12 protein-coding genes are annotated in these 12,494 nt (G+C 63.6%); 10 read left to right on the top strand and 2 right to left on the bottom strand.

Features of this window, described 5'->3' with window-relative positions:
* Positions 1 to 31 precede the first annotated feature (31 nt).
* Positions 32 to 1,072 (bottom strand): zinc-dependent alcohol dehydrogenase, encoded by a 1,041-nt coding sequence (locus tag F6B43_RS16305; RefSeq protein WP_150450067.1) that lies wholly within the window; start codon positions 1,070 to 1,072, stop codon positions 32 to 34.
* A gap of 307 nt (positions 1,073 to 1,379) precedes the next feature.
* On the opposite strand from F6B43_RS16305, the gene F6B43_RS16300 reads away from it, so the two are divergent.
* The gene (locus F6B43_RS16300; protein ID WP_150450066.1) at positions 1,380 to 1,913 is read left to right on the top strand and encodes a hypothetical protein; all 534 of its coding nucleotides are present in this window, start codon (positions 1,380 to 1,382) and stop codon (positions 1,911 to 1,913) included.
* 50 nt (positions 1,914 to 1,963) lie between these two features.
* On the opposite strand, the gene F6B43_RS16295 is transcribed toward F6B43_RS16300, so the two are convergent.
* Positions 1,964 to 2,563, bottom strand: a complete 600-nt coding sequence (locus F6B43_RS16295) for a TetR/AcrR family transcriptional regulator (protein WP_150450065.1) — start codon at positions 2,561 to 2,563, stop codon at positions 1,964 to 1,966.
* 172 nt (positions 2,564 to 2,735) lie between these two features.
* Here F6B43_RS16295 and F6B43_RS16290 point away from each other — a divergent pair, with 172 nt between their 5' ends.
* The 9 genes from F6B43_RS16290 to F6B43_RS16250 all read left to right on the top strand — a co-directional run bounded on the left by F6B43_RS16290 (position 2,736) and on the right by F6B43_RS16250 (position 12,423).
* The gene (locus F6B43_RS16290) at positions 2,736 to 3,563 is read left to right on the top strand and encodes an enoyl-CoA hydratase/isomerase family protein (protein WP_150450064.1); all 828 of its coding nucleotides are present in this window, start codon (positions 2,736 to 2,738) and stop codon (positions 3,561 to 3,563) included.
* Positions 3,564 to 3,695: 132 nt separating this feature from the next.
* Complete coding sequence (locus F6B43_RS16285) at positions 3,696 to 4,457, top strand: SDR family NAD(P)-dependent oxidoreductase (protein ID WP_150450063.1); 762 nt, start codon at positions 3,696 to 3,698, stop codon at positions 4,455 to 4,457.
* Positions 4,458 to 4,503: 46 nt separating this feature from the next.
* Positions 4,504 to 6,183 carry a long-chain-fatty-acid--CoA ligase gene (locus tag F6B43_RS16280; RefSeq protein WP_150450062.1) on the top strand — a complete coding sequence of 560 codons (1,680 nt, stop codon included), beginning with the start codon at positions 4,504 to 4,506 and terminating at the stop codon, positions 6,181 to 6,183.
* On the top strand, positions 6,176 to 7,351 hold the full coding sequence (locus F6B43_RS16275; RefSeq protein ID WP_150450061.1) for a thiolase family protein: 1,176 nt from the start codon (positions 6,176 to 6,178) through the stop codon (positions 7,349 to 7,351). Before F6B43_RS16280 ends, F6B43_RS16275 begins: the two co-directional genes overlap by 8 nt.
* A gap of 8 nt (positions 7,352 to 7,359) precedes the next feature.
* Positions 7,360 to 8,598 (top strand): acyl-CoA dehydrogenase family protein, encoded by a 1,239-nt coding sequence (locus tag F6B43_RS16270; protein WP_150450060.1) that lies wholly within the window; start codon positions 7,360 to 7,362, stop codon positions 8,596 to 8,598.
* Positions 8,599 to 8,644: 46 nt separating this feature from the next.
* Positions 8,645 to 9,667, top strand: coding sequence for a phosphotransferase family protein (locus tag F6B43_RS16265; protein WP_170285702.1), 1,023 nt, complete (start codon positions 8,645 to 8,647; stop codon positions 9,665 to 9,667).
* A gap of 202 nt (positions 9,668 to 9,869) precedes the next feature.
* Positions 9,870 to 10,607 (top strand): SDR family NAD(P)-dependent oxidoreductase, encoded by a 738-nt coding sequence (locus F6B43_RS16260; protein ID WP_150450058.1) that lies wholly within the window; start codon positions 9,870 to 9,872, stop codon positions 10,605 to 10,607.
* A gap of 126 nt (positions 10,608 to 10,733) precedes the next feature.
* Positions 10,734 to 11,153: a nuclear transport factor 2 family protein gene (locus tag F6B43_RS16255; RefSeq protein ID WP_150450057.1), complete on the top strand. Its 420-nt coding sequence runs from the start codon at positions 10,734 to 10,736 to the stop codon at positions 11,151 to 11,153.
* A gap of 148 nt (positions 11,154 to 11,301) precedes the next feature.
* Positions 11,302 to 12,423: a substrate-binding domain-containing protein gene (locus F6B43_RS16250; protein WP_170285701.1), complete on the top strand. Its 1,122-nt coding sequence runs from the start codon at positions 11,302 to 11,304 to the stop codon at positions 12,421 to 12,423.
* The last annotated feature ends 71 nt before the right edge of the window (positions 12,424 to 12,494 follow it).

Genomic DNA, 12,494 nt, shown 5'->3' with positions numbered 1-12,494 from the left:
GGGAACTCTCGGCGAGCCGCCCATCAGGTGATCAGCGCGTCGGATCGATCAGCGTCTTGACCGCTGGTGCGCCCTTCTGGAGATCAGCGAAGACCGCTTCGATCTCGGACAGACCGCGCACCTCGAACGTGAGTGTGTCCGTTTGAATCCACCCGCGCGACAGGAGCTCTACCGTCAGCTCGAACTCTTCTCGGGTGTGAGCGAGGGAGGTGCGCACATCAATCTGCTTGCCCAGCCACGCGGCTGGAAATAGCTCGATCGACGTGAACGGGGTCCCGACCAGCATGAGCTGGCCGCCGGGGCGAAGAAGCGTCGTACCCAGTTCAATGGCAGCCTTGCGGCCGGCGCATTCGTAGACGATGTCTGCCCCGCGCTGATCGGTTAGCGCTTCCACCGTCGCAACAAGACCTGGGTCGTCGGGAGCGAAGGTGTGATCCGCGCCAAGGGTCGCCCCTAGCTGTCGGCGTTCCTCGGTGGGATCGACGAGGATCACGTTGAGAGCTCCAGCGCGCTTGGCCAGTTGCAGCGCCGTCAGGCCGACGATACCGCCACCAAAAACGACGGCGGTATCGCCCAGACGCGGCGTAGCGCGCAGGACGGCGTGCACGGCGACGGTGGCCGGCTCGACGATCGCGCCAGCTTCGAACGACACGGTATCCGGCAGCGGCGTCACGGAGGCGGCGGGCACGGGAATGTACTTGGCGTATCCGCCATGCGCGGGCGCGGTGGGACGCGTGGAGAGCGAGCGGTTGAGGCACAGTTCGTATTGGCCGTGCCGGCACATTTTGCAGGTTCCGCAGGGCGGCTGGCAGGTCCGCGCGACCCGGTCTCCCACGGCGAGACCCTCGACGCCCTCGCCGATTGCGCTGATCACACCCGTCCACTCATGTCCTGCCAAAGTGGGGTGATAATCGAAACCCAGCTGGTACGCCTCGATGTCAGAACCGCAGATGCCGGTGTATCGGATCTCCACCACTACGTGTCCCGGCAACGGGTGAGCGGGGGGCGAGGCGGTCACCGACGATAGTTGCTGTTTTCCGGCGATGATGTACGCGAGATCTTTTGACACCATGGACCCTTCCTTAGTGAGCGTTCAATAACCTACCCGACTTGGGTCAAGACGCCTAGGGGTGGCGGTTTGTTCCTGCCAGTATCTAGAACGTCGTTGCAGTCGAAGGAGAGATCGGTTAGGAACGTAGTGAGCGATCGTTCAACGTATGTGCTCCGCACGGACTGATCGGGGGAGACCTCCACCCCTTGGCGGTGGCCTTTCCGCCCCGTGGCGGCAATACGGATCCTCCTCATCTTGAACCGATTTCGGTGGCTGCTTTTCCATCAGCCCCGCAGATGCAATCAATGACGATGAAAGGGCGGCAAGGATGACCTTCACGCAGGTGTACGAGCTGGACGACTTCGACCCCAGCGGATTCGACGGTCGGTGGGGGATGGTGCTCGACGAGTCGACGGTCTGGGACGAGGCGACGCAGGAATGGGTGCCCGAGCTCCTCAAAGGACAGGAGCTCAACATTCGGCACGAAGGGGATCTGCAGATCTACCGCATCCGCGTAGACATCGGTGACGACCTCAGCGTGCATATGGCGTATGAGTGCACGTTCGGGGCGGCTCGCTGGGTGCCCTACCGGCTGGTACAGGTGGATGGGGACCCGAACGATCCTCGACTGGGTCCCAATGCGACCCTCAAGCAGGGCATGCGACTGGGGGAGCCGATCGCATGGATCAAACAGGTGTATGTGGATCCCCGAACGCAGTACCGGATCACCCGCAACCCTGATGGGACTGCGCAGTACGTCATGATGCGCCGACTCAACGAGGCGGGCACCCGGAACGTGGGGACCGTGTTGAGCGCCGATGGAGTCGCGAACGTGGACAAGGCGTTCATGAGACTGGACTGATCACGAGCGCCGGCTCTCCAATCCGCCCGGCCGCGGGGAGGTCAGCGGCCTCAGGCTCGTTCGTCGACATATCGCACCGCGTCCAAAGCGATCGTGACGTAGCGTTGTGCAACCTCGGCCGGCGTGAGCGGGCCGTTCGCGCTGTACCACGTCGCCACGCCGAGGCACATGCTCAGAATCGCTCTGCTCGCCTCCCGAGGGAGGGACGTGTGGAACTGACCGGTCTCACAGCCCGCCAGAACGCTGCGCGTCAATAGGGCTTCGATCCGATCTCGACGGTCCGCGTATTGGCGATGATTCTCAGGCGTCAGGCTGCGAATCTCACGGTCAAGGAACGCCAGATCCCGGTGGTTCGTGATGTAGAGAACGATGGCTTCCACCACAACTGCGAAGCGTTCGTTGGGGACGTTCGGAGTGTCCGCGACCGCGTCGTAGACGTGAGCCTCGAGGATGTCCATCGCTCGAGTGAGCAGCGCGGTAAGAATGGCCTGCTTGTTCTCGTAGTGGTAGTACAGGGCGGGCACTGTCACGCCCACGCGTTTAGCGATCGTGCGCACAGACGTCGCGTCGTAGCCGTGGGCCACGAACTCGGCTAGCGCGGAGTCGAGGATGTCCGGCAGGTGTTGCTCGGGAAAGTGTTGCCAGCTCATGTGGTCCTCAAGTGTGTGGCGAGTCGGCGCGAGCGACCGGTCGGGCTTAGCAAACGCTCGCTCAGTGGAAGCGACTCCGCAATCACCCTAGCGAACCCCTTCGCGCTTGCCCAGCGCCACCGCCTCAGCTAGATTAGCGAGCGATAAGTAAGTAGCTCGCAGAGGAGCCGCGATGACTCACCCCGCCGATGCGGACCACTCCACGCTCGTGCTCACGGAAGTACGTGGACACGTTGCCGTGCTCACGTTAAATCGCATGCATGCGCGGAATGCCATCGATTCGGGCTTGTCAACAGCGCTGGGCGAAGCTCTGGCGCAGGCGGCGGGCGACCCAGCAGTTCGCGCGATAGTCATCACCGGACAAGGGAGCGTCTTCTCGTCGGGGGCGGACCTCAAAGCCCTGTCGAAGGGGCTGATCGCCCAGTCTGTGCACTCTCCGGAGCATCCCGAATGGGACCTGGCAGGGGTCGTACGCCAATGGTGCGACAAGCCACTCGTCGCAGCAGTCAACGGCGCAGCGCTGGGCGGTGGGCTGGAAATCACGCTGGCGTGCGACCTGGTGGTGGCATCGGACGCCGCGGTGTTCGGGCTTCCTGAGGTGCGCTGGGGATTGTTCGCTGCAGCAGGCGGCGCGGTGCGGCTGCATCACCTCATCGGGATGCGCCGCGCGCTGGAGCTGGTGCTCACAGGCACTCCTATCACCGCAACGCAGGCGCTCGAGTGGGGGCTGGTCAACCGCGTCGTGCCGCCGACGGATGTGCTGGACGCTGCCATGTCGATGGCCAACCTGGTGAGCTCCAATGCGCCCAGAGCGGTCAGAGCCGCCAAGCGGGCGGTGCATCAGGCGGCCACGGACGGATCGGTGTGGGGTGAGGACTGGCGTGCGCACACCGATTGGGCAGTGAGCTCATCAATCACGGCCGCCACCTTCCCGAGCGACGAGGGCCGCGAAGGGATGCAGGCGTTCGCGGAGAAACGCGATCCTCGATGGGCGGATTGACGTGACAGTCAGCGAACGTGCGGGCATCTCCCGCCTTCCAACAGGTCGAGTGAGTCGGCATCTCCTCACCGCATTCCACGCGTCACCGAGGGCCCTTGGGATCACTCGCCGCAACACACCAAGGAGCAAGCAGTGAAGGTAAAAAGCAGAACCGTGCTGGTCAGCGGCGGCGCGTCCGGACTGGGGTGGGCGACCGCGCAACAATTCTCAGCGGCGGGTGCGAGGGTGGTCGTCATGGACCTTTCCGGCTCCATTGCCCGCGTTCGCGAGGCGGGTGACGCGGCATCGATCGAGTTCGTCGCGGCCGATGTGCTGGACAGTGATGCGGTGGCTGCGGCCGTCGCGCACGCCAATGTGCGCAACGATCTGTGCGTTGTTGTCAACTGTGCGGGAATCGGTGACCCGGCACTGGTCGTCTCCAAACACGGCGCGCAGGAGCTGGCCGCCTTCGAGCGCGTGATCCGCGTGAACTTGATCGGCACATTCAACGTGGTGCGACTTGCTGGCGGGGCGATGATCGGCAACGAGTTGCGGGGCGAGGAGCGTGGCGTCGTGGTCAACACGGCATCGGTCGCCGCGTTCGACGGGCAGATCGGGCAAGCGTCCTACGCGGCGTCCAAGGGAGCAATCGTGAGCATGACACTTCCCATCGCCCGCGAATTCGCTCGACACGCCATCCGCGTCGTGACCATCGCACCCGGGCTGTTCGAGACGCCGCTGCTCGGGGAACTGCCTGACGAGGTACGTGCAGAACTGGGCCAGCAGGTGCCATTTCCGTCCCGTCTGGGGGACCCGGCGGAGTACGCGCAGTTGGTGAGAGCGATCGTGGAGAATCCGATGCTCAACGGGGAGACGATTCGCCTGGACGGCGCAATCCGAATGGCGCCGCGGTGAACCCCCCACACGGTTCCCATCTCGTTATGGCATCAGGGAGTCAACGATGACGTCGGAACAGCTCGGCATGATGATGGATTTTCCCCTCACCACGCAGCACTTCTTGTGGCGGATGCGCAATGTTCATCCCCGGTCAAAGGTCGTCTCCGTGCAGAGGGCGGACGGCGAGTTCACGACCGTCACCTTCGCTGACGCCGCTGCCAGGAGTGAGCGTCTGGCAGCGGCCCTATTTCGACGGGGTGTCGTGCCGGGCGACAGAGTCGCGACATTTGCGTGGAACAGCGCCGCGCACATGGAGGTGTACCTCGGTGTGATGAGCATGGGCGCGGTACTGCACACGATCAATCTCCGGCTCCACGACGAGCAGATCATCTGGATGGCGCGGCACGCCCATGACCGTGTCCTCATCGTGGACGATGTGCTCGCGCCGCAGATCTTCCGACTGCTCGAACGGATTCCTCAGATCGAACTGATCGTCGTGATCGGAGACGGCGACCTGCCCGCCACTGACCGCGACGTGATCCGCTACGACGACCTGGTGAACGAAAGCGCGGGAGACTACCGACTCCCGCTCCTCGATGAGAGGTCCCCCGCCGCGCTCTGCTACACATCCGGGACGACGGGCGACCCGAAAGGGGTGCTCTACTCACACCGCTCCATTGCGCTGCACTCGCTGATCATGGTCGGGGTCGACGTGTTCGGCGTCGCCAAACACGATGTTGTTCTCGCGACTGTCTCCCTGTTCCATGCAATGGGATGGGGGTTGCCGTTCATCGCTGTGCTGTCCGGGGCGGAGTTGATCATGCCCGGCCGTTTCCTTCAGCCGGCCGCCTTGGCGAAAATGATCCCGGAACACAAGGTCACCTGGTCCAGCGGGGTTCCGACCATCTGGACCGACCTGATCCGAGCATTCGATGAGAGCGGCGACGCCGCCGCCGCGAAACGATCGTTGACGACTCTGCGGAAGCTGATCCTCGGCGGCAGTCAGGTGCCAGCAGCTCTGGTTCGTCGCATGGCCGACGACTACGACGTCGAGGTGATTTCTGGGTGGGGCATGACCGAAACCTTGCCCGGGGTGGCGGTGGCCAACACGGACCCGCGATCGTCCCCCGAGGACAACCTCCGTCGGCAGGTAATCGCCGGTCGGGTGAGCCCGTTCTATGAAATCCGCCTCCTCAACGATGCGGGGGAGGTCGCACCTCACGACGGGGTCGCCCGAGGCGAGATCGAGGTGCGCGGTCCCGTCGTCGCCTCCGGGTACTACGGCCTGGAGCCGACCACCGTCGCAGACCGGTTCGGCGACGGATGGTTGCGCACGGGAGACATCGGAACGGTCGACCCAGAAGGGTGGGTGACGTTGGTGGATCGGGCGAAAGACATGATCAAGTCCGGCGGCGAGTGGATTTCCTCAGTCGACCTCGAACAGGCGATCCAGGAGCACCCCGACGTCATCGAGGTCGTCGTTGTCGGCCGGCCGGACACGCGATGGACGGAACGTCCACACGCCTTCGTGGTGGTCGCGAGAGCCCTGGACCACGCGTCGTTGCGTGAGTTCCTTGTGCAGCGGGTGCCCAAGTGGTGGGTCCCGGACACGTTCGACGAAGTCGCGTCAATTCCCCGCACCACAACAGGAAAACACGACAAGAAGGCGCTTCGCGCGCTGCTGGATCCGACGCCCCGTCCGCCCGAGGACGATGCCACGAAAGGACGGGTGGGACATGCATGACGCGGTGATCATCGATGCTGTTCGGACAGCATCGGGTAGAGGAAAGCCCGGCGGGGCGCTGTCCGGCATCCACCCCGCCGACCTGCTCGCATCCGTGCTGTCTGGGCTGGTCGAACGCTCCGGGATCGACCCGACGATGATTGACGATGTTGTTGCGGGGTGCGTCAGTCAGGTCGGCGATCAGGGAATCAATATCGCCCGAACGGCCGTGCTGGCGGCAGGGTTCCCGGAGGAAGTGCCAGGGACAACAGTTGACCGCCAATGCGGTTCGAGCCAGCAGGCAGCACATTTCGTCGCTCAAGGCATTCAGGCGGGCGCCTACGACATCGCGATCGCCTGCGGCGTGGAATCGATGAGCCGGGTACCGATGGGGGCAAGCTCCCGCGACGGGAACCCGACACAGCCGTTGACCGCACGGTACCCCAGCCTGCCACCGCAGGGGATCGGCGCGGAACTTGTCGCCGCCCGGTGGGGATTTGATCGGGATGATCTGGACGGCTTCGCCGCCCAATCACACCGCCGCGCTGAGTCCGCCCAGCAAGCAGGTCAGTTCTCCGGAGAGATTCTGCCGATCACCCTCTCGGATGGCTCGCTCCACAACCGGGACCAAACGATCCGGTCCGGCACTTCCGTAGCAGGACTCGCAGCGTTGCCGGCGGCTTTCCTAAGCGACGAGTACACGCGTTCCTATCCGGAGATCTCGTGGAACATCACCGCAGGAAACTCCTCACCATTGACCGACGGCGCATCGGGAATGCTGATCATGAGCAGCGAACGTGCACGCGAGTTGGGCCTCAAACCCCGCGCGCGATTTCACCGCTTCGCCGTCCGGGGCTCCGACCCTGAGATCATGCTGACCGGCCCGATTGTGGCGACACAGCTCATCCTGCGTAAGTCCGGAATGCGAATCGAGGACTTCGATGCTTACGAGGTGAACGAGGCGTTCGCGTCAGTCCCTCTCGCGTGGGCTGCCGAGCTCGACGCCGACCCGGAAAAGCTGAATCCGCGCGGCGGAGCGATCGCCCTCGGACACCCGCTGGGAGCGTCGGGCACACGCCTCATGACCACCATGCTCAACTACCTCGAAGACACGGGCGGCAGATACGGGCTGCAGGCCGTGTGCGAGGCCGGCGGGTTGGCGAACGTGACAATCATCGAGCGGCTGTGAGTGAGGCGATGACCGAGCAATTCAGCAGCGCGCAGGTCGAGGACCTGACCTCACGGACAGAAGCGTTCATCCGCGAAGAGGTGATGCCGAGCGAACCACGCCCGGGGGAGTACCTTGATTCGGCCCACAGGGCTGACCTCATGCGGCGTGCCAAACACGCCGGCGTGTTCGCACCCCACGCCCCGAAACAGTACGGCGGTCTTGGCTTGCCGATCGAGCACTGGTCGCCGGTGTTCCAGGCGGCGGGATACTCGCCAATCGGCCCGTCCGTGTTGAACTGCATGGCCCCCGACGAGGGCAACATGCGGATGCTGGAAGCAATCGCGACACCCGCCCAACAGGACCGCTACCTGGGGCCGCTGGCGCGCGGCGATGTGCGCTCCTGCTTCCCAATGACCGAACCCCATCCTGGCGCCGGTTCAGACCCAGCCGCGCTGCAGACCGAAGCGCGCAAGGTAGACGGTGGGTGGGTCATCGACGGGCACAAGAGATTCATCAGTGGGGCGATCGGCGCCAGTTTCGCGATCGTGATGGCCCGCAATGACGCCGCGGACAGCGTAACTGCGGGATCGACGATGCTTCTGGTGGAGATGTCGAACCCGGGGGTGCGGGTCGGCGAGCAGATCCACACCATCGACCGCACGATCGAGGGAGGACACCCGCACGTGTACTTCGACGATTGCTTCGTTTCAGACGATGCGGTGCTTGGCGGGCCCGGGCTCGGGTTCCGCTACGCCCAGGTCCGGCTCGGCCCCGCACGGCTCACACATTGCATGCGTTGGTTGGGACTTGCGCGCCGCGCCCTGGACATCGCCCTGGATCGGGCCAGTGCGCGGGAGTTGTTCGGCTCCAGACTCCAGGACCTGGGCATTGCCCAGAACCTTCTCGCGGAGTCCGTCATCGACGTTGAGACATCTGATGCCATCATCCAGCGCACCGCAACCTTGCTCGCGTCGAATCCGAAAGAGGGCACAGCCCTCTCGTCCGTAGCGAAGACGTACTGCTCAGAAGCAGTGTTCCGTGTCATCGATCGTGCCATCCAGCTGTGTGGCGGGGACGGAGTCTCAGACGGGCTCCCACTCGCGCAGTACCTGAACGAGGTGCGGCCGTTCCGCATCTATGACGGCTCCAACGAGACGCACAAATGGGCGATCGCCAGACGGAAGGTCGCGGCCCGCGATCGGCAGGTCGCCGCCGGAGCTTCACGACTCGACCGGATCGGGGAACAGAGCTATGACCGGAGTTGAACTCGCGGACGTGGCTCACACGCGACAGGAGGCGGAGTCATTCAGTATGCCTCCGCTTCTCATCATCGACGAGACCGAACGATTCCTTGACCAGGTGGGCATCGGTTCCGGACCGATCCGATGGGACCGCATCGGCGACGGCCACTCGAACATCAACTACCTTCTCCAACGCTCAGGACACAACGTCGTTCTCCGCCGCGGTCCACGTCCCCCCTACCCTGCCTCCGCCCACAACATGGTTCGGGAGGCGCGACTTCTCCAAGCTCTGCACGCTAAAGGCGTGCCCGTGCCGCGGGTCATCGCCATCTGTGAAGACGACGCGGTGCTGGGCGTCCCCTTCTACCTGATGGAATTCCTGGACGGCATCGTCTTGACGGACGAGCTGCCGTGTTGGGCCCACGATCCGACCTCACGGCGTGCGGTCGTCCAGTCGGCAATGGACGAACTCGCCAGCCTTCACGCGTTAGACGTCTCGGCAACCGCACTGGCACAGTTTGGGAAGACCAGCGGGTATCTTGAACGCCAGGTCGCCCTGTTCCACACACTGTGGGGGCGGATCACCCGTCGCGAACTACCTGAATTCGCGGAGGTCGGCGGATGGCTGGACCGCCATCGCCCAGTGTCCCAACGATTGTCAATTGTGCACGGCGACTACCGGCTCGGGAACCTCATGTATTACCGTGCGGCTCCCGCTCGAGCGTGCGGGATCCTTGACTGGGAAATGGCGACGCTGGGAGACCCCCTCGCGGACCTCGGGTATTTCGCCGCGACGTACTCAGCTGATGACCGCCCGCCTACAGTGATGGACCTGACCCCGGTGACGTGCGAGCCGGGTTTCCCCACCCGGGCAGAACTTGTCGAGTACTACGCGAGTCGGAGTGCCCTGGATGTCTCGCACCTCGCCTGGTACGAAGCATTCGCATACTGGAAGTCGGCGGTGTTCTGCGAAGAGATCTTCACCCGCTGGCTTGTCGAGAAACGGCCGGGAGACCTGTTCGGCCCGCAGCTTCGGGCCGGTGTTCCAGACCTCATCGCCGCAGCCCGCAGTGCTATAGACCGATCTCGATAGTCGGTCTGGACCGACCGATGTCCGCGGGCGTGTGCTGAATTTCTAGGGCGTCGGCGGAATGGAACTGGTCCCGTCGTCAGATCGAAAACGCTCGGGTTTGATTCTCAAGTCGATTACCAACCCGTAAGATAGCAAGTCGACGATCCCTGCCGACTTGACAGACGTTGCCAGCGTCGCCGTTGGCCGCGCGGAAGGGGGAAACATGTCAGAGCGCGTTGCGATTATCACCGGGGCGGGTTCGGGTATAGGACGGGCGGTGGCCGCGAGGCTCTCTCGGCAGTCATGCTCGCTCGGCCTGACCGACATCCGAGAAGACCAGCTCCGGCTAGAGGCCGACGAGCTCGCAACCTACGCCGATGTCGTAACGGTCTCGGGCGACATAGGTGAGGAAGCGACTGCCAGTCAGCTCATCTCCCGCGTGGTCGGTCGGTTCGGTCGTCTCGATGCTCTGATCAATTGCGCTGGGATTACCGTCGATGGCGATCGGGGGGGAATCGAGTCGGTTTCAGTGGAGGACTTCGATCTCGTTCAGCGCGTCAACGTGAGAGGAACGTTCCTCGCCTGCAAGGCATCGATTCCGCATCTCAGTGCCTCACGCGGCGCGATCGTGAATGTGGCGTCGGTGTCCGCGCTGAAGGGCATGGCGAGCACCGCGTACCCGACCAGCAAGGCGGCCGTCCTCGGCCTGACGAGGTCAATAGCCTTCCAATATGCATCGAACGGAGTGCGATGCAATGCAATACTCCCGGGGCCCGTGGATACACCGATGCTCGATATCGCAAACAGGAAGGGCGTGTCGTTAGTGGGGCGACCAGGTGTCATCGAGGGCCCCGGCACTGCGGATGAGGTCGCGGGTCTTATCGTGTTCCTCCTTTCCGACGATGCTCGAATGATCAACGGCGCGATGCTGTCCATTGACGGCGGCCTTGCAAATGCCTGAGCGATACGCCCCCGCACGCCTCCCGGGAACGAACACTCAGTCGTGGGTCATCACCCGGCCGAGCAGTCGCACGGAGAGCCTGCATCGACTTCAATCCGATTTCCACAGTCCTGAAAGGATCCCGCCATGGAGTTCACACCGGCAGATCACTTCGACGCACTCAATCTCTATGCGCGCTACAACCGAACCGTCGACGCGGGCGACGTCGATGGGTGGCTCGAGTGCTACGCGCCCGACGGGCAGCTCTCGATTCCCTCGGCGAATGTCACCTACACGGGGCGTTTCGAGTTGGCCGCATTCGTCAAGAGGTACATCGAGACCTCCGCCGGAAGTGAACGACACTTCATCTCGAACATCGAGTTGTCGGTTGTCGCGGAGGGACTGCGCGGGCGGGCCGCGCTGATGACAGTTCGACCAGGTTCTCGCAAGATGCCCCCAGCCTTGCTCACCACCGGCGTGTACGAGGATCTGCTCTCCAGGACCGCCGGCGGATGGCGCTTCGCCGTCCGATCTCTCACGTTTGATCGACCGGACCGTGAGAATTGACCCATGAGTCAAAGATCTACTTGTTGACTAAGAAGAGAACCGCAGGTAGATTTACGCCTGCACAATCGACGCAAGGATGCGCCGACGGGGCGACGAGGCCGTGTCGAAGACGGACCCCTCATACCCGATGAGAAAAGGGGCAGATCACATGAAGATTTGGAATTCGGCCGTCGGACGCCGCACGCAGGCGTTCACGGCCCTGTTCATTGCCGCATTAGCGCTCAGCGCATGCAGCGGCAATACGGGAGGTACCGGCGTGGAGACGCCTGGTGCAGATGCAGGCGACCGTCCCGCGTGGTGTGGTGAGGAAGCCGATGACATCGTCGTCGGTGTGACCGACGGATTCGGTGGAAACACGGCTCGCCAGATTTTCAACGCGGTCGTCCAGGAGGAACTGAATCTCTGTCCTGCGGTGACGGATGTCATCTACTCGAACGGGCAAGGCGACCCCCAGAAGACGATCGCAGGGATCGACAGTCTTGTCGCGCAGGGCGTCGACATCATTCTCGGCGTAGCCGACTTTGGTGAAGCGGAACTCCCGGCGGTCCAGGCCGCCACGGACGCAGGCGTGACGGTGGTGTTCTACGCCGCAGATCCAGGTGGTGATCCCGGCGAGGACTACTTCGCATCTGTCAAGTTCGACCTGGAGGACATGGGTCGCCAGCAGGCTCAGTGGCTCGCGGAGCAGATCGGTGGCGAGGGCGATGTGCTCTTCGTCGGCGGTTTCGAGAACAACAACTTCACCAACGGCATCTTCGAGGGCTTCCAGGCTGAACTCGCGGCGAACTATCCCGATGTCACGATTCTGGAGGACGGCTACCTCGCCGCAAACTGGGACCCTGCGATGATTCAGCAGATGACCGCGGCAATGCTCGCCAAGTACCCGCAGATCGACGGAATCGCCAACGACTTCGGTGGTGGCACCCTCAGCGCGGCGCGCGCGTTCGAGGCGGCTGGTCGCCCGTTCGTTCCAGTCACGGCGACCTCGACCGACAACCTGTTCAACTGTTCGGTCCCCGACATCCAGGCTGCGAACCCCGACTTCCAGGCCCAGGCTCTGGAAGGGAACTGGCGTCAGCCGCAGTACGGTGTACGCGTCGCGGTGGCGGAAGTCACCGGGGGTGACCCTGGACCCTTCGAGGGCGAGAAGCTCGTCCAGTTCTACGACACGTCAGCCGGTGATGTTCCTCCCTGCGATCCGGAACTCCCGGATGGTGCGTACATGGACACCGATCTCACTAAGGAGCAGCTGCTCGAGTACCTGCAGTAGGAGTCGAGTCCGGCTGCCGAGTGAAGCACTCGGTAGCCGGACGCTCGGCTCGACGGCGCGGGCAAACGCAG

Source organism: Microbacterium rhizomatis (assembly GCF_008710745.1).
GTDB lineage: Bacteria > Actinomycetota > Actinomycetes > Actinomycetales > Microbacteriaceae > Microbacterium > Microbacterium rhizomatis.
Note: the sequence above shows the minus strand (reverse complement) of the source record. Positions and strands in the feature narration are given on the sequence as shown.